At 38.2% G+C, this 17,642-nt stretch carries 15 protein-coding genes; 9 read left to right on the plus strand and 6 right to left on the minus strand.

The window, feature by feature from the left end:
• Positions 1-166 precede the first annotated feature (166 nt).
• Positions 167-592: a MarR family winged helix-turn-helix transcriptional regulator gene (locus tag ACFSO7_RS23440; RefSeq protein ID WP_377879884.1), complete on the plus strand. Its 426-nt coding sequence runs from the start codon at positions 167-169 to the stop codon at positions 590-592.
• 34 nt (positions 593-626) lie between these two features.
• Here the strand turns inward: ACFSO7_RS23440 and ACFSO7_RS23445 are convergent, their stop codons facing one another.
• The 3 genes from ACFSO7_RS23445 to ACFSO7_RS23455 form a co-directional block, all read right to left on the minus strand.
• A complete protein-coding gene (locus ACFSO7_RS23445; RefSeq protein WP_377879885.1) occupies positions 627-1,109 on the minus strand; it encodes a PaaI family thioesterase in 483 nt (160 codons plus the stop codon).
• Positions 1,110-1,190: 81 nt separating this feature from the next.
• Positions 1,191-2,453, minus strand: coding sequence for a 2-oxoglutarate dehydrogenase complex dihydrolipoyllysine-residue succinyltransferase (odhB, locus tag ACFSO7_RS23450; protein ID WP_377879886.1), 1,263 nt, complete (start codon positions 2,451-2,453; stop codon positions 1,191-1,193).
• A gap of 1 nt (position 2,454) precedes the next feature.
• Entirely contained in the window at positions 2,455-5,274 is a 2,820-nt protein-coding gene (locus ACFSO7_RS23455) for a 2-oxoglutarate dehydrogenase E1 component (protein WP_377879887.1), read from the minus strand.
• 253 nt (positions 5,275-5,527) lie between these two features.
• Here ACFSO7_RS23455 and ACFSO7_RS23460 point away from each other — a divergent pair, with 253 nt between their 5' ends.
• The 8 genes from ACFSO7_RS23460 to ACFSO7_RS23495 all read left to right on the plus strand — a co-directional run bounded on the left by ACFSO7_RS23460 (position 5,528) and on the right by ACFSO7_RS23495 (position 12,693).
• Positions 5,528-6,094: an RNA polymerase sigma factor gene (locus tag ACFSO7_RS23460; RefSeq protein WP_377879888.1), complete on the plus strand. Its 567-nt coding sequence runs from the start codon at positions 5,528-5,530 to the stop codon at positions 6,092-6,094.
• Positions 6,072-7,688 (plus strand): DUF4179 domain-containing protein, encoded by a 1,617-nt coding sequence (locus ACFSO7_RS23465; protein WP_377879889.1) that lies wholly within the window; start codon positions 6,072-6,074, stop codon positions 7,686-7,688. Before ACFSO7_RS23460 ends, ACFSO7_RS23465 begins: the two co-directional genes overlap by 23 nt.
• Positions 7,689-7,825: 137 nt before the next feature.
• Positions 7,826-8,299 carry a CBO0543 family protein gene (locus ACFSO7_RS23470; protein WP_377879890.1) on the plus strand — a complete coding sequence of 158 codons (474 nt, stop codon included), beginning with the start codon at positions 7,826-7,828 and terminating at the stop codon, positions 8,297-8,299.
• Positions 8,296-8,823, plus strand: coding sequence for a hypothetical protein (locus ACFSO7_RS23475; RefSeq protein ID WP_377879891.1), 528 nt, complete (start codon positions 8,296-8,298; stop codon positions 8,821-8,823). The genes ACFSO7_RS23470 and ACFSO7_RS23475 overlap by 4 nt, the downstream gene beginning before the upstream one ends.
• A gap of 91 nt (positions 8,824-8,914) precedes the next feature.
• Positions 8,915-10,024, plus strand: coding sequence for an ABC transporter ATP-binding protein (locus ACFSO7_RS23480; protein ID WP_377879892.1), 1,110 nt, complete (start codon positions 8,915-8,917; stop codon positions 10,022-10,024).
• Entirely contained in the window at positions 10,014-10,817 is an 804-nt protein-coding gene (locus ACFSO7_RS23485) for an ABC transporter permease (protein ID WP_377879893.1), read from the plus strand. The genes ACFSO7_RS23480 and ACFSO7_RS23485 overlap by 11 nt, the downstream gene beginning before the upstream one ends.
• 1 nt (position 10,818) lies before the next feature.
• Complete coding sequence (locus ACFSO7_RS23490) at positions 10,819-11,616, plus strand: ABC transporter permease (protein ID WP_377879894.1); 798 nt, start codon at positions 10,819-10,821, stop codon at positions 11,614-11,616.
• 3 nt (positions 11,617-11,619) lie between these two features.
• Positions 11,620-12,693, plus strand: coding sequence for an ABC transporter substrate-binding protein (locus ACFSO7_RS23495; RefSeq protein WP_377879895.1), 1,074 nt, complete (start codon positions 11,620-11,622; stop codon positions 12,691-12,693).
• 363 nt (positions 12,694-13,056) lie between these two features.
• Here the strand turns inward: ACFSO7_RS23495 and ACFSO7_RS23500 are convergent, their stop codons facing one another.
• The 3 genes from ACFSO7_RS23500 to ACFSO7_RS23510 form a co-directional block, all read right to left on the minus strand.
• Positions 13,057-14,343, minus strand: coding sequence for an MFS transporter (locus ACFSO7_RS23500; protein WP_377879896.1), 1,287 nt, complete (start codon positions 14,341-14,343; stop codon positions 13,057-13,059).
• Between the two features lie 116 nt (positions 14,344-14,459).
• Positions 14,460-15,677, minus strand: coding sequence for a MerR family transcriptional regulator (locus tag ACFSO7_RS23505; RefSeq protein ID WP_377879897.1), 1,218 nt, complete (start codon positions 15,675-15,677; stop codon positions 14,460-14,462).
• Positions 15,678-16,009: 332 nt separating this feature from the next.
• Complete coding sequence (locus ACFSO7_RS23510; protein ID WP_377879898.1) at positions 16,010-17,536, minus strand: MDR family MFS transporter; 1,527 nt, start codon at positions 17,534-17,536, stop codon at positions 16,010-16,012.
• Between the last annotated feature and the right edge of the window lie 106 nt (positions 17,537-17,642).

Raw genomic sequence — 17,642 nt, forward strand, 5'->3', positions numbered from 1 at the left:
TATTTATCATTTATCATACAATCGATTAATATGATTGTATCATACAAGCATTTAATTGCATAATACAATTATATTCCAATAAAACCAGATGTGTTCATTGACAAACAAAGCTTTAGATGGGTTATCATAGTTCTTAGATGAAGTTAGTAGAAAGGTGGGGAAAGTAATGAATGAACATTCTCTTGAAACAATTGAGTTGGAAATGGCCATCCTCGTTCGTCGTCTCACATCCATTACATCAGATAATAAAAATTTAGACAGATCCGCCTATCTTTTGTTACATCAATTATCGGTAAAAGGTTCAGCAGGAGTTAAAATGTTAGCCGATGAATTCCAATTAGATATTTCAACTGTAAGTAGACAAGCAGCAGCGCTTGAACAAAAGGGCTATGTATACAAAGTTCCTGACCCACAAGATCGAAGAGCCTATTTCTATCAAATCACAGAATTAGGAATAGAGGAGTTATTTGAATATAAGCAAGCTAGATTAGAAAGTATTACAAAATTACTTCATCAATGGTCTGACGAAGAACGCCACAATTTTGGACAATTATTAAAAAAATTTAACGAATCATTAAGCGAGAGAACGTAAAAAGCGGGGGATTGCCCTGCTTTTTTACGTCAACTTATTTAGCTATAAAGGTACTAGGCATGACTACCGCAACAACTACTCCACGTGCACAAAGTGTTTCACCCGAATAAACCTCTGTTTCTACTTTCCACTTCTTCGGATGAATTTCATGAACAGTCCCAACCGCTTTTAGAGCAATACCTTGAGGAGTAGGCTTAACAAAGTCAACGTTTAAAGAAGCCGTCACAAACCGTGGAGGCTCTGTTCCATCCCCAGGTTCATGGCCATTTTTTCGATGTAAAGCCAATGATGCCGATCCTGTCCCATGACAATCAATAAACGAGGCAATCACCCCACCATATACAAAACCAGGAATCGCGGTATGCTTTTGTAAAGGCTGATAAATAGAAACGGTTTGTTCACCTTGCCAGCCCGTTCGGAAGTGATGGCCTTCTTCGTTTAATCGACCACACCCGTAGCACCAGGCAAAATCATCTGAATAATCATCCTGGATTGCCTTCAAAACCTTTTCTTCCATTATTTACGCCCCCTTTTTTCAGAATATTATAACATACAAAAAACAGACCCTAAAGTCTGTTCTTTAAATGGCTATATCGTTCTATCCCTCTAATAATAAGTCCTCTGGGTTTTCTAACAATTCTTTAACCTTAACTAAAAATTGAACGGCATCCTTTCCATCGATGATTCGATGGTCATAGGAAAGGGCTACATACATCATCGGTCTAACTTCAACCGTATCCTTATCATCAACGACAACTGGTCGTTTTTGAATTTTATGCATACCTAAAATACCGACCTGGGGTGCGTTCAAAATAGGAGTAGAGTACAAGGATCCAAAGGTTCCACCATTTGTTATCGTAAAGGTTCCACCCTGTAAATCATTTAATCCTAGCGAGTTCGTTCTAGCTTTTTGTGACAAAACCCCAATCTCTCTTTCAATTCCAGCAAAGCTTAGGCGATCGGCATTACGGACGACCGGGACAACTAATCCATCGTCTGTGGAAACAGCAATTCCGATGTCATAAAACTTCTTTAAAACAATTTCAATCCCTTGGATTTCCGCATTTACTAATGGAAAGGCTTTTAACGCTCCAATAACTGCTTTTGTAAAAAAGGACATGAATCCGAGTTTTACCCCATGCTTTTGCAAAAAAGAATCTTTACGGCGGTTACGTACATCCATGACTGCGGACATATCAATTTCATTAAAGGTGGTCAGCATGGCAGCTGTATGCTGTGCCTCTACCAGCCTTTTAGCAATCGTTTGGCGACGTCTTGACATTTTGATTCTTTCAATCAATTCTTCCTTCTCATTCGCTAGTGGAGACAATGGTTTTTCTACATTAGCTGGTTTTTGTGGAGTCGTTACCAGAGATTGCTTGTAAGCTTCTACACCATCCACCCGAATTCTACCAAGTGGATCCTGGTATGGAATTTCATTTAATCCGATTCCTAATTCTCTTGCTTTTTTTCTGGCGGCGGGTGAAGCTACTGGTTGATTTTGTTTTGGCTTTTCCGGAACGGCAATAGAAGGCTTAGTCTCTGGTTCTTGTTTTCCCCCTTCTTGCTTTTGCTGCTGGGCAGACTCCACTTCCAGACTTGCTGTACCTCCACCTCCTTCAACCCCTTTTTCATCAATCCTTGCAATCACTTGACCGACTTCCACATTATCTCCTGGCTGAAAGAGAAATTCTTTAATAGTCCCACTATAATCACTATTTATTTCTACATTTACTTTATCGGTTTCAAGCTCAACAAGTGGTTCACCCTTTTGAACATACTCCCCAACTTTTTTCATCCATCCCGCAATTGTTCCTTCTGTAATTGATTCAGCAAGTTCAGGCACTTTAATCTCAATCACTTTATATCCCACCTTTATTCACATTTAACGCTTCTTGGATAATCCACGTTTGTTCTTGTTTATGGAATTGCGGATCACCTGTTGCGGTACTTGCTCGTTTTGGTCGACCAATATATTGAACCGATAATCGCTCCAATCTCACTTCCGCGAGATAGGTGTGGATGACTGGCCATGCTCCCATATTTTTCGGTTCCTCTTGAACCCATATCATCTCACTCAGATTTGGAAAGCGTTCAATTAACTCCTGCACTTCCCTTTTCGGAAATGGATAAAGCTGTTCCACTCGAGCGATATGTAATGACTCTACTTCTTCACTAGTCATCTCATCAATTTTAGAAGCTAAATCAATTGCCACTTTTCCACTGCATAAAATAAGTCGCTTTACTTTATCTGTTTCGGCTCCCGTTCCTGTTTGTTCTAATAAAGGTTTAAACGTACCATTACTTAATTCTGAGCTAGGGGAACCTGTATATGGATGACGGAGCAAGCTTTTCGGTGTCAGAATAATGAGTGGACGTCCTTCATCCGTGTCAGAAAGGAATGCTTGCCTTCTTAAAAGATGAAAATATTGCGCAGCACTCGTTACATTGGCAACGATCCAATTGCCTTCTGCTGCCGATTGGAGGAAACGTTCCATTCGACCACTCGAATGCTCTGGACCTTGCCCTTCATAACCATGTGGAAGAAGCATAACAAGACTTGATTTTTGTCCCCATTTTACTCGACCTGCTGAAATAAATTGATCAATGATCACCTGGGCCACATTCACAAAATCACCAAATTGGGCTTCCCAAAGGACAAGGGCATCTGGCTTTTGAATACTATAACCATATTCATAGCCAAGAACAGCCGTCTCAGATAAAGGGCTATTATAGATAGAAAATGAAGCTTTCGCCTCAGGAAAGTGGTGTAATGGAACATACCTTTCATTCGTTTCATAATCATGTAGAACTAGATGGCGGTGGGCAAATGTTCCACGTTCACTATCCTGCCCGGTTAGACGGACTGGCTTTCCATCAGCTAATAAAGAGGAAAAAGCAAGCGCTTCGGCTAAAGCCCAATCCACCTTATTCCCTTCCGCAAATGCCGTCTCTCTTCTTTTTAAAATTCGCTCTAATTTCGGATTCACTTTAAAATTCCCTGGCCAATTTAACAAATTACGATTGATGGATTGTAATAAATCAAGAGAAACATTCGTGTCAATTTCCGGAATCTCAGGAGAAATGGGCTTTGGAACAGGAACAGGTTCTTCTTCCCCTGCCGTTAATTGGTCAAAAATCGTTTGGAGTTCACTCATGCGTTCCTCACTTTTTTTGTTCACTTCCTCTTCCGTTAAAACATTTCCAGAAATCAATTCATTTGCATACTTTTTCGCGATGGTCGGGTGCTCATTAATCTTTCGATATAAATGAGGCTGTGTGACTTGAGGATCATCCATCTCATTGTGTCCAAAGCGTCGATATCCGATCAAATCAACAAGAATATCTTTCTTAAATTTTTGACGATATCGAAAAGCGAATATCATGACAGCCAAGCAGCTTTCTGGATCATCAGCATTCACATGAATAATCGGAATTTCATAACCTTTAGCCACATCACTAGCATATTTTGTCGAACGAGAATCCGTATTGTTTGTGGTAAATCCTAACAGATTATTGGCAATGATATGAATGGTTCCACCTGTTTCATAGCCTTTTAAATTACTTAAATTTAACGTTTCTGCTACTACCCCTTCACCTGGAAACGCAGCATCCCCATGAATCAAAATACTAAATGATTTTTGCTTATCTTGATTTGGAAAACCCGCTTTCGTACTATCCTCTTGTGAAGCACGAGTGATCCCTTGTACAACGGGATTAACAAACTCTAAATGACTCGGGTTATTCGCAAGACTTATATGAATGGTATGTTCCCTTTCTCCTTTTACTTCACGTTCTGCTCCTAAATGATATTTCACATCACCAGACCAGCCATAATTAATTCCCCTTGAACCTTCGGAGGGAACTAAATCTTTATTTGGCGCGTGATGAAATTCAGAGAAAATAAGTTTATATGGCTTCCCCAGTACATGTGCCAACACATTTAAACGTCCACGATGAGCCATCCCTATCATCAAATTGTCTATCCCATCTTCACAGCCAGCTTGAATCACTTTATCTAGCATTGGAACTAACATATCGATTCCTTCAATGGAAAATCTTTTTTGACCGACGAAGGTTTTGTGTAAAAATTTCTCAAACGTGTCTACTTGTAGCAAGCGAACGAATAATTCAATTCTCTCTTCCTTCGATAGAGTTAGATCAATCAAGTCATTTTCCACGTATTTATTCAGCCATTTCCTCTCTTCCACGTCATGAATATGGCCAAATTCATAGGCAATCGTTTTTGTATAGACGTCCCTTAAATGTTGATAGGCTTCCCAGCCATTTTGGATCGAAGCTGGTGCATCTTGCCATATCCACTGAACTGGAATTTGTAGCAAATCCTCTTTCGTAAGCTTATATGCTCCTAGGTCTAAAAAACTCGTATCCCCTGTGGAATCTTGCTCGAACGGATAAATATTAGCTGCCAAATGTCCATATGTGCGGATATTTTCTAACAGTTTCATCCCTGAAATCAGGTTTCGATTATTTGTCAGCTGTACCGGAATGGTGGATGGAGTTTCTATTTCGTTCTCTGGAGGCGGACCTAATTTTTCAAATAAAGCTTGGATGGATGGATCTACTAAATTAGGGTCCTCCTTATATTTCTCGTATGCATCATAAATATAGCCCATGTTTGGGCCATAAAAATTTTCCCAGATGTACTTTTGATTATCCATTTTCACATGCCCCCTTTCAGACGTTGACACATCACTACATAGTTGGTTTTCCCTGTATGCCTACATAACATTCAATAGAGATGGGAAATTTCATTCTTTCCATTTTCATTAGAGTTACAATGATGATAGAGATGCAAAACATCCTTACAAAAAAATTTTAATAAAGTGAAATGATTTGAAACATAAACCCGTTATATTATACGAATCACCCAAACGAGACATGCGCATGATCGTTTTAAGACTGGAGGGCATTATGCAAGAGGAAATCCAATGGATCCAAGAAGTGTTAGCTGGAAATAAACAAGCATACGCACACATCATTAATAAATATAAAAATCAAGTATATGCATCCGTGTTACGGATGACCAAAAATCCACAGGATGCACAAGATTTAGTGCAGGAATCTTTTATTAAGGTATACCATCAGCTTGGAAAATATGATGCTACAGGATCATTTGCTAGCTGGTTATTTCGTGTCACGATCAATCATTGTATGGATGAGTTTCGAAAGAAGTCGAACCAAATCAAAAAAGAGGAAATGACCGATGAAACGCTCGTAAATTCCAATTATCCTGAAGTTATTTTTTTGAAAAAAGAAAAAAACAGACAGCTCGAACGATTAATTGCTACATTACCTGAGGATGAGCGAATAATTATTCTTTTACGATATGTAAATGAATTAAGCTATGACGAGATAAGTGAATTAGTGGACCTCCCGATTTCGACCGTTCGGAATAAACTTCACCGAGCAAAGAAAAAAATGCGGGAGACTGTCAAACGTGAAGGAGGCTATTTCAATGAAGTGTTGGGAAACCGATAAACTTTCACAATATGTGGATGAATTAGTATCAGAACAAGAACAGCTTGAAATCAATGGACATTTAATAAACTGCGAGGAATGTAAGGCCATAGTAGCAGCTTTCAAGGAGGAACAACGTTTCTTAATTGAAACATTACAAACACCAACCTTGCCTGATCATTTTGCTTCACTTGTGATCGAGCAGCTAGAACCATATGAGCAAAAAGTCAGTCGTTCGAAAAAGTTTCGCTGGAAACGCGTACTTTTACCGGCAGCAGGATTTGTGTTGGCCGTTGGATTAAGTGCTTCCTTAAGTCCAGCCTTTGCCCAGTGGATCGGCGGATTGTTCGGAACAGACCGCGTCGATGAAGGATTACAAATTGCCAATGAGGCGGGCTTTACGCAAAGTGTGAATCGTGAAGTAACAGACAACGGAATTACTTTTAAAATTGAAGATATGGTCGCAGACCCTTCTCGAGTTGCTTTTTCTTTTCAAATTCTCGATGAAAACGGCAAAAGTCAAAATCCTATGTTCGAAATGAGAGATGGGACCTCTGAAATTGTCGTTACAGATAAGCTAGGAAAGAAGCTTGAATTAGGTAGTATGGGCTGGTCAAGCTCAGGCGGTAAAATTGGTTTATTTGAGTTTCCATTAAATGAGCATCCAAACATAGAAGAAATGATTGTGAAATTCCATTTTACGGAATTAGATAAGAAGAAGGGGAACTGGCAGCTAGAGGTCCCCGTCGATTTAAGAGAAAGTTTGAAGGCCACAACGAAAAAACCAATCAATGCGGTTGCTTCAGAGCATGGAATGAACATCAACTTAAAAGAAGTTCGTTTCGCTCCTTCTGCTAGTGAAATTATTTATGAAACATCCTTCACGAAAGAAGAGGAGGCACGTTTGAGTGAAAAAATCCAAATGCTTGAGAAGAAATTTGGCAAAAAGCATTTTCTAACCTATACAAATTTCGGCACAAACATTCAGTACCATATCGAAAATAAAGACGGTAAGGCCCTCTATCAACATAATACCTTTACGGAAGACAGAGGCCATACAACCGATTCAGGTGCAATCCAAGGTAGTGGTAGAAATCTTGGTCCTTTAGGTCATATGGCTTGGAACGACTCCTTTATTCCACAAAAAAGCCAAGAGGAACTTACATTCGTCCTAGACGGAGTGGTCAAAACAGTACCTTCCGATTTCGAGGTGACTTTTAAGCCTAAGGAATTAAAGGATCATCCCGTATCATTTGAATACGAAGGGAATTACATGACCATTAAAGAGGCAGAAAAACAAACGAAATGGGGACTTCGAAAAGCTCTGTTCCCAATCGAAAAGGAAACGTCCTTCGTTATTGAAATGGAAGGCGGTAAAGAAGTTCCTTCCAGCGAATTTGGAATTTGGATCTTAGTAGATAAAAAAGGAAAAAGCTATTCTACCTACCATAGTGGTTCGGTTCTCGATGAAAAAGATAAAAATGGTCGCTATATAACGACCCAAACTATTGCTTCCAACGACATCGATGAAGTTCCTGAGGAATTGACGTTACATCTTCTTTCGGTAACTAGATATTATGAAGTGAAGGATAAATGGAAAGTATTATTGCATTAATAGTTTGGCGTGAATTCCATTATGGAAATCACGCCTTTATTTTTTATATCAATATAGCGAATGCATATTTATTTTTTTAAACAAACTAATTAGGATATTGAAAACATAAGTTAATTGCTCAGGTCTAAGGAGGAACTATGGCACTTATTATTTTCGGCAGTATATCTATTCTTTTTCTTATTTCCTTCTCAGTTACTAAAAGAAAGATCCATTTATTCGAATGCATTATACTTTGGGGTTTCATTCTTTCCCTTCAAAATAACTATATTTGGCTAACAGGCATTAATCTAAAATTACTCACACTTCCGACTAATTTACAGAATCATTGGGCTTATATTAGTGTACGAAGTGTTATTGTTCCGATAGTGATTATGCTTTTTCTTGAACAAACGCCTACTTTTGAAGAGACTTGGAAAAAAATATTGTACTGGTTAGGAACAATCTCTATCCTTGTCGGTATTGAATATTTAACTGACTTGTTTAAGATTATTCACTTTAGTGAAAAGTGGAAATTTGGGTATTCCTTTGCCAACTGGTCATCCGTTGTCCTCTTTTCATTCTTAATTCATAAACTGATCAGACATTTTGCAAGAAAGGATGGTTTGATTTGAATAAATTATTACCTCAACATTTTGATGAAAATGAATGGTTCTTAATCATTTCATTGTGTATCGTTTTTCTTTTCGTTCTTTTTCTTCCACGTCGATTTCCAACAACTTTATCCATTACTTTTTTCTTCATCGGAATTGGAATTGCCATGTTTTCAGATTTCCTTTTAGGCATCCCACCAGTGAATTTTTACGATATTAATGATTCCTCAAATTACGAGATCTTTGAACTAATCACTTTTATTTTGTATAGTCCGTTTGCCTATCTCTTTATATATTTTTTTGAAAAATGGGAAGTTAAGGGGTTATATATTAGTTTATATATACTTGTTTGGTCAATTATAGGTACACTTTACGAAGCCCTTGCTGTTTACTTTCATGTTTATAAGTATCATGGATGGAATTTTGGATATTCCTTTTTATTTTACTTGGCTTCACAACTCATTACTCTGCTGATTTATTATTTTATTAAGAAAAACTACCTTTCTGCGCACAATGGAAAAATGTCTGATCGCTATATTGAGTAGATATACACTTTTTTATTACCAAATATTTCTCTTAAGCTAGAATATCTTTAGGAAATATATTACTCTTTACATATGAGGAGGTTGAGATTCTTTGACAAATTCGACAATTATTCAATTTAAGAATGTAACCAAACAATATGATAATGACCCAGCTGTTCTGGATCATGTTAGCTTTGAGATTGAGCGTGGGAAATTTTACACACTGCTCGGCCCCTCTGGATGTGGTAAAACAACGATATTACGTTTAATTGCTGGTTTTACAGAAGCATCTGAAGGAGAAATTTATTTTAACGGGAAAAAGATCAATGATGTGCCTGCCAATAAACGCCAGGTAAATACTGTTTTTCAAGATTACGCGCTTTTTCCACATTTAAATGTGTTTGAAAATGTCGCTTTCGGACTGCGTATTAAAAAAATGAAGAAGACTGAAATAGAAAAGAAGGTAAAGGAAGCTCTGAGCTTTGTAAATCTCGAAGGCTATGAAACTCGTGAAATTAGAGAAATGTCTGGCGGTCAACGTCAGCGTGTTGCCATTGCTCGAGCAATTGTCAACGAGCCTGAGGTCATTCTTCTGGATGAGCCCTTGTCCGCTTTGGATTTGAAGCTGCGCACCGAAATGCAATATGAGCTTCGTGAGTTGCAGCGCCGACTTGGAATTACGTTCATCTTTGTCACCCATGATCAAGAAGAAGCCTTGGCAATGTCTGATGAAATTTTTGTATTAAACAAAGGAAAAATCCAGCAAAGTGGGACACCAATTGATATATATGACGAGCCTATCAACCGATTTGTAGCTGATTTTATCGGTGAATCGAATATTGTAAAAGGAAGAATGATCGAAGACTATTTAGTGGAATTTGTCGGTAAACCTTTTGATTGTGTGGATAAAGGGTTAAACCCGAATGAACCAGTAGAAATTGTCATTCGTCCAGAGGATTTGGAAATCACCTCTTTGGAACGCGGAAAACTTCAAGTCCGTGTAGATTCGCAGTTATTCCGAGGAGTCCATTATGAAATCAGCAGCTATGATCAAGACGGAAATGAGTGGCTTGTTCATTCTACTAAAAAAGCGACGGTCGGTGATGAGATTGGACTTTATTTTGATCCCGAAGCGATTCATGTTATGCGTTTTGATGAGACAGAGGAAGAATTCGATCGACGATTAGAAGCGTATTCGATTGGAGAAGGCCATGGAAAATAAGCTTACGCGCAATTTGTATATGGTTCCTTATGCGCTCTGGATTGTTCTTTTTGTCATTGCACCGATTATTCTCGTACTCTATTATTCTTTCTTTGATATTGAAGGACATTTATCGCTTGCCAATTATCAAAAGTTTTTCACGCCTGTGTACTTAAAAATGACCTTTAATTCATTTTGGTATGCCTTTTTAATTACGGCTATTTCGTTGATTGTTGCTTATCCAACAGCCTATTTATTAACAAAAACAAAGCATAAGCATCTTTGGCTTTTATTAATTATTGTCCCATCGTGGATTAATTTACTGTTAAAAGCCTACGCTTTTCTTGGCATCTTCGGCACTTACGGTGTAGCGAACAGTTTTTTAGAAGTGATCGGCATCGGGTCCAAGCAAATATTATTCACTGATTTCAGTTTTATTTTTGTTTCCGTCTATATTTTTATTCCGTTCATGATTTTGCCCATTTTCAATTCATTAAACGAATTGAATCCAACTTTGTTGGATGCTGCGAATGATTTAGGGGCATCTAAATGGACAACCTTTCGTCGAATCATCTTCCCATTGACGATCGACGGGGTGAAGTCAGGCTGCCAAGTGGTCTTTATCCCGGCACTTTCCCTGTTCATGCTAACCCGATTAATTGCTGGGAATCGAGTCATTACCCTTGGGACAGCAATTGAACAGCATTTTCTTGTTACACAAGACTGGGGCATGGGTTCGACCATTGCTGTGTTTTTAATCATCATTATGTTCCTTATTATGATCGTAACGAGTAATCGAAAGCGAGGTGTGTAATGTGGATAAAAAAATAACGCCATTATCAAAGCTTTTTTTATTGATCATTTTTTTAATCCTGTATACACCTATTTTCTTCTTAGTGTTCTACTCTTTTAACAGCGGTGGGACAATGAATGATTTCAAAGGGTTCACCTTAGACTGGTACAAAGAACTCTTTCATGATACAAGGCTCCTGATTATTGTATTGAATACGCTAGTCGTAGCTTTATTATCAGCGCTCATTTCCACAACCATTGGTGTGCTTGGCGCTTTAGGGATTCAAGCGGTTAAAAAAAGACAAACAAAGAACACATTATTATCTTTAAATAATGTTCTCATTGTCAGTCCTGATGTTATCATTGGTGCATCGTTTTTAATTTTGTTCACGATGGCTGGAATTAAATTAGGATTTTACTCGGTGTTATTATCCCATATTGCCTTTTGCGTACCGATTGTCGTGTTAATGGTACTGCCTAAATTAATGGAGATGAGCCCTACTTTAATTGATGCTGCCCGTGATCTTGGAGCGAGCCGCCTTGACGTACTGACCAAAGTTGTTTTTCCCTATATTACACCTGGTATTTTTGCGGGTTTCTTTATGGCGTTAACTTACTCATTAGATGATTTTGCTGTGACATTTTTTGTAACTGGTAACGGGTTCTCGACGCTTTCTGTCGAAATTTACTCTCTAGCCCGTCGTGGAATTGCCTTAAATATTAACGCTTTATCCACCCTGTTATTCCTATTTACTTTGATCCTTGTTGTCGTTTATTACTTTATCACGCAACGGAACAAGCTGAAGAAGGGCGGGATATAGAAAATGGCCAAATTGATCCGAGTATTTTTAGCTATAATCTTGATTTCTGCCGTACTGCTGTTTGCTATTTCTAGATTAAACGCTTCACAAGGCTATTCCAGCGGCAATACTTTAACGATTTACAATTGGGGCGACTACATCGATGCCGATTTAGTTGATCGCTTTGAAGAAGAAACAGGAATTAAAGTCATTTATGAAACCTTTGATTCCAATGAGGCAATGATGACGAAAATTGAGCAAGGTGGAACAACCTATGATATTGCCGTTCCATCTGAATATATGATTGATAAAATGCGTCAGGAAAAATTGCTCGTTCCTTTGGACCATTCTAAACTTCCAAACTTAAAAAATATCGATGAGCGATTTATGGATCTTCCTTTTGACCCAGAAAATAAATATTCTGTGCCTTATTTTTGGGGAACAGTTGGGATTGTCTATAATAAAAAAATGCTGAATGGTAAAGAAATTAAGGGTTGGAATGATCTTTGGGATCCAGATTTTAAAAATGAAATTCTGTTAATAGACGGTGCTAGGGAAGTCATCGGAATGGGGTTAAATAGCCTAGGCTACTCTTTAAATGATATTAATAAAAAACATTTAAGAGAAGCGAAGAATAAATTGGATTCCCTCACACCCAATATAAAAGCCATTGTCGGGGATGAAAGTCGGATGCTTCTAGAAAATCAAGAAGCCTCGATTGGTCTTGTATGGTCGGGCGTCGCATCGGAAATTATGTACGAGAATGAGGATTTGGAGTATGTAGTCCCAGAAGAGGGCTCCAACCTTTGGTTTGATAATATGGTTATTCCAAAAACAGCAAAAAATATCGAAGCTGCCCATCAATTCATTAATTTCATGCTCGATCCTAAGATTGCCGCACAAAATACAGAATACGTAAGCTACTCAACACCTAACAAGGAAGCTTTAAAATACATGCCAGAGGATATGGTAAATGATGAACGCTTCTATCCATCCCCAGCATTAACGGAAAAACTAGAGGTATACGAAAATCTAGGTAAAAAGAACTTAGCCTACTATAATGAGTTGTTTTTAGAATTTAAAATGCATCGGAAATAATAGATTAAAAGGGGTCTTTCCTGTAATGTGGAAAGTCCCCTTTTAATGTAGGATAATATGACGGCACGAGTGCTAATTCGAGAGTACTCGGTGCTTATAGGCAAGTATTTTGCGCTTATCCGCAAGTAAACTTCTCTTTCGCGCAAGTATTCCACTCCCATCCGCAGGTAAACTTCTCTTTCGCGCAAGTATTCCACTCTCATCCGCAAGTAAACCTCTCTTTCGCGCAAGTATTCCACTCCCAACCGCAAGTAAACCTCTCTTTCGCGCAAGTATTCCACTCTCATCCGCAGGTAAACTTCTCTTTCGCGCAAGTATTCCACTCTCATCCGCAGGTAAACTTCTCTTTTTCGCCAGCTCACATTAACTAAATGATTTTTCTGCCGTCAGCTCGACTTTCATTTTTTTAGAAGAGCGCATATTAAAGAGAAGAAATAATATTCCTCCGGCAACAGGCATGACGTAGGAAGGAATGAAGGTTAATAGCACACCTGACACGACCATTGCTAAGGGAAGCATGATTTTTCCGATGCTGATCCCGATGCTTAAGACTCTTCCTCTATATTCATCTGGAATCTCTATTTGCATAAAATAGGCAATTGGTATATCAATAAACGCTACAGCAACTCCAAAAAGGAACATGACGGTACTGTAAAAGATGACATAATAGAGGGCACCAAGCAGGAAGCCTTCTAACATAACTGGAACCCCTAGGAAAATCATCAAAATGGATAATGATAAACTTATATATTTTAAGAGAGTAGTATAGGACAGCTTCTCTGTCACCTTCTTTACTACAAGAGCACCCAAAATCATCCCAACTGGGAAAGCTCCTTGGATAATTCCAAACTCTTTTGACCCTAGTTCCAAAACGGTATTGATAATATATGGTAATGGAATCGTTACAGCAAATCCGAGAAAGAAGTTTAAGGAAATTAACACGATAAATAAATTAATAATACTTTTTCTTTCTAATAAATACTGAAACCCCTCTTTTATATCTTTAATAAAATGAATCTTACCACCTATGGCCACTTCATTTGATTGATGATTGTAAAGCTTGAAATCTATTAACATCATTGATAACCCGGAAACAATGAAGGATATACCGTTTATTATAATAAACGTTTTTATATCGAAGATAACAAACGCAATCCCCCCTAACATCGGGCCCATGATTGAAGAAACAGAATCAATAATCTTACTAACGGAATTGATATTCATCAACATTTTCTCAGACACAATATTGGGCTTCGCCGCTTCCAACCCTACTCCAAAGAAGGTTGTAAAAACCGTCATCAAAAAAGTTGTGGTATAAATAATGATCAAGTTCAATTCATAAACACTACTTATCACATAGACAGAAATAAGCAGGATTCCATTAAGTAAATCCATCGAGACAACCAAGGTTTTTTTATTCAGTTTATCCGCGATCACTCCTGCAAACGGATTGATAATGATCATTGGAATAATTCCCAAGATAAGAGTAATCGCAAAGCTTAACGCTGAACCCGTCAACTTTAATACGTATAACCCTAAGGAAAAACTATAAATTGCCGTACCAAATATCGATACCGTCTTTCCCGCTGAATAGAGAAAAAGGTTTTTCATTTCACCGCGATTTTTACTCTCCATTTGTAATGTACCCATTACTTTCCACCTCACATTAACTTTCTAATATAAGCGTAAGCAATCGGGTGAACCCGACATCAATAGGGTCAATCCATTAATTTTTCGAAAAAATAGGGGAAAAGATAGGGTTAACCCTACCTTTTCCCGAAATATGAATAGGTATAAATTTCTTCTCCTTGGACAAAGAAATTTTCATACCTTCCACCTTTATCAATCATTTCAGAAGTTCTATCCTCAATTGGCCTATACTTTAAATCTTCAATGTTTGTCTTAATCTTATTGACGGTAAAATTGCCCCTATATTTTGCCTCTACTTTGCTATGATGACTGAAATTTTTAAAGGCAATAAAGGATGCCAGTAAGAAGCTGTCTTGTTTTATTAGAGGGTCGACTTCACGAAGCAAAAATTCCTCATGCTCAAAGCTGTAATTACTCGTCCCAGAAAGGTCGAGCACCATATCGATACATTGGTTCTGAATTGGTATATCAAGAAAGTCTGCACATATAAAAAGGATTTTTCGATTTAAACCCGACTTTTCAAGCAAACTTTTCAAAAAAAGATGTCGCTCTATGCTGCGATCCACCGCAATATACAGGCAATTATCCGGTAAATCCTGATAAATATTACGCAGGAAAAATCCAAGACCTGACCCTAATTCAAGTATGATTTTATTTTCCAATGGATACTCTGACAGTTTCCTTTTCGACCAATGAAGCCCGCTATTCAGATTCTCCAAATAAGCAGAATCTGTTTCATGAATATATTCGAGAATTCGATTTTCAAGAGGATCATCCACATTTACCTGGTCAGGCTTGTCTACAATTAATATCCCAGATTCAATGATATATGCTTCCCCACATTCACAAGCTAGCTTTCCTTCCATAATTTGATTTCTACTAATAATCCCATCCTGTAAAGTGAGCGATTTCCCGCATTTTAAACATTTCAGCAAATCTATGATTCTCAAATCGACCCCTATGCTACCATTCAATCCTTTCGATTTCGTCGATAAATCATCCAATTTTCGCTTCAGCTTGTCTTTTATCCCAACTAAATGGTTCATTTCTTCATCAATCTTTTTATATTTCTCCTTAAATAGCGATTGATAGTAGGCATTCTCCTCATATTGCGTTAAAACTCCAAAGTTTTTGTAATGAGAGATGACCTTTATCTCATTTAAGCTAAAGCCCATTCTTTTAAACTCCAAGACAAATTCTAAATCCTTCTGACAACGCTCATCAAAAAAGTAATGCCCACCCTTTTTCTCAGGTACAACCAATCCCAAATCCATATAGTGCCGAATCGTATCAATACTTAATTCATTTACTTCCCCAAACTTTCCGATTCTCATCTCTCATCACCCTTTCTTATTATTTATACAAAAGACTTGAAAATCCTTTAATAAGAAAAGCGGAAGCGCCTTGATTAGCCCCGACAAGCAAATGCTTCGCCACCCGGAAAGTCGTTCTTTGACTTTTTGGGTGGCGAACATTTGACCTCGAGGTCGACAAGGGCGCGACGTCCTGTCGCATTGTCGACACTAGTACATCCTGTACGTCGGGGCTAGGACGCTTGCGCTGGACAATTTTCGAAGTACGAAAAAGTTATACTTACTTACCTTGTAAAAATAGGCCAATCCCCCACCGCTAAATAAACGGTCTGGAATTAGCCTTAAAATGAATTCTATTTGTCTTTCACTGCCTGCTGGTGTTCAAAGGATGCACTTAATTTTTCCTTACTCATCATCATCGCAGCAATCATCGCTAAAACGGCCGGAATGAGCGCCCACATAAATGTATACGTGATGGATGAAGAAAGAAAGGCCGTAATTTTATCCAAAATAGGTCCAGGAATTTGCGCACGAGCTTCCGGAGCAAGAAGAGCTCTTGGATCACTGCTTTGCATTCCACCAAACCCTTCACCCATCCCTGCGAAAAGGTCTTTCAGTTTGGCTGAAAATTCATTCCGTTGAATTATTCCAAAAACGGTAATTCCAAGTGTCATACCAAGTGAACGGACAAATGAAACGGTTGAATTCACAGAGCCTCGCTGTGAAGGATGAAAATGGTGAATCGCCGCGTTACTAATAACGGAAAACGATGCACCTATTCCAAGTCCTGTAACAATCATATAAAGGGTAACTAGGAAACGACTTGTTTCTGGTGTTAATGTTGTTAAAAGAATCATTCCGATCACAAAAATGATGGTGAAGATGATCATTATTTTGCGGTAGCTCCATTTGTTCATTAAGAAACCGCCTCCGGTTGCTGAAACAACGGAGCCTAGCATCATCGGAAGAAGGACTAGTCCGGAATTGGTTGCTGTTCCACCAAGAACACCTTGAATATAAATAGGAATGTAGACAGAAGCGGTAATAAACGCCATTCCACTCAACAGCCCTAATGCATTGACAGAAGTAAATAACCGATTCTTAAACATCGGAAACGATATGATTGGATCTTCTACTCTTCTCTCAATCAAAATAAAGGCAATAGACAGGATAACAAATATAGTAAACAGCCCTTGGATCTCTCCTGAATTCCAATCGTATTTATTACCACCAAGCTCAAGTGCAAACATCACACTTACTACAGCACCAACGAGTGTAATGGCACCCCACCAGTCAATTTTTTGTTTCGTATGGACAGGTGATTCTTTGTAAAAACCAACGATAAAGATTAAAGCTAGTAATCCTAGTGGAATATTTACATAAAATATCCAATGCCAACTAATGTAATCCGTAATATAGGCACCTAATAATGGACCGAAAATGCTGGATAAACCAAAGACAGCCCCGAATAATCCGCCTAGTTTACCTCTTTGTTCAACTGGAACAGTATCAAACATAATCGTGAATGCAATCGGAATCAATGCACCACCGCCAATCCCTTGAATAGCTCGGTAAATACTTAGCTCAATAATACTATCCGCCGTTCCACATAAAATGGATCCTAATAAGAACACGATCAAGCCAAATATAAAAAACCTTTTACGCCCGAACATATCGGATAATTTCCCGAAAATAGGCATACCAGCCATTTCGGCTACCATATAAGCAGATGTGACCCAAACAAACTTATCTAAACCACCTAACTGCCCAACGATGGTCCCCATAGCTGTGGCAACAATGGTATTATCCATTGACGCCATTAATATACTAAGTAGGAGTCCAGCTAATACTAGCTTTAAATTACTCTGTTTTGTTTTCATCTCCATGTATTCCTTTCCCATTTCCTTATTTGATTTTCTGTTTTTTAATGTAACATAACACTGTTACGTTTGAAAAGTACTTTTATAAAAAAATTTGTGGGACTGG

The organism is Bacillus sp. CGMCC 1.16607 (assembly GCF_042683745.1).
Lineage (GTDB): Bacteria > Bacillota > Bacilli > Bacillales > Cytobacillaceae > Pseudoneobacillus.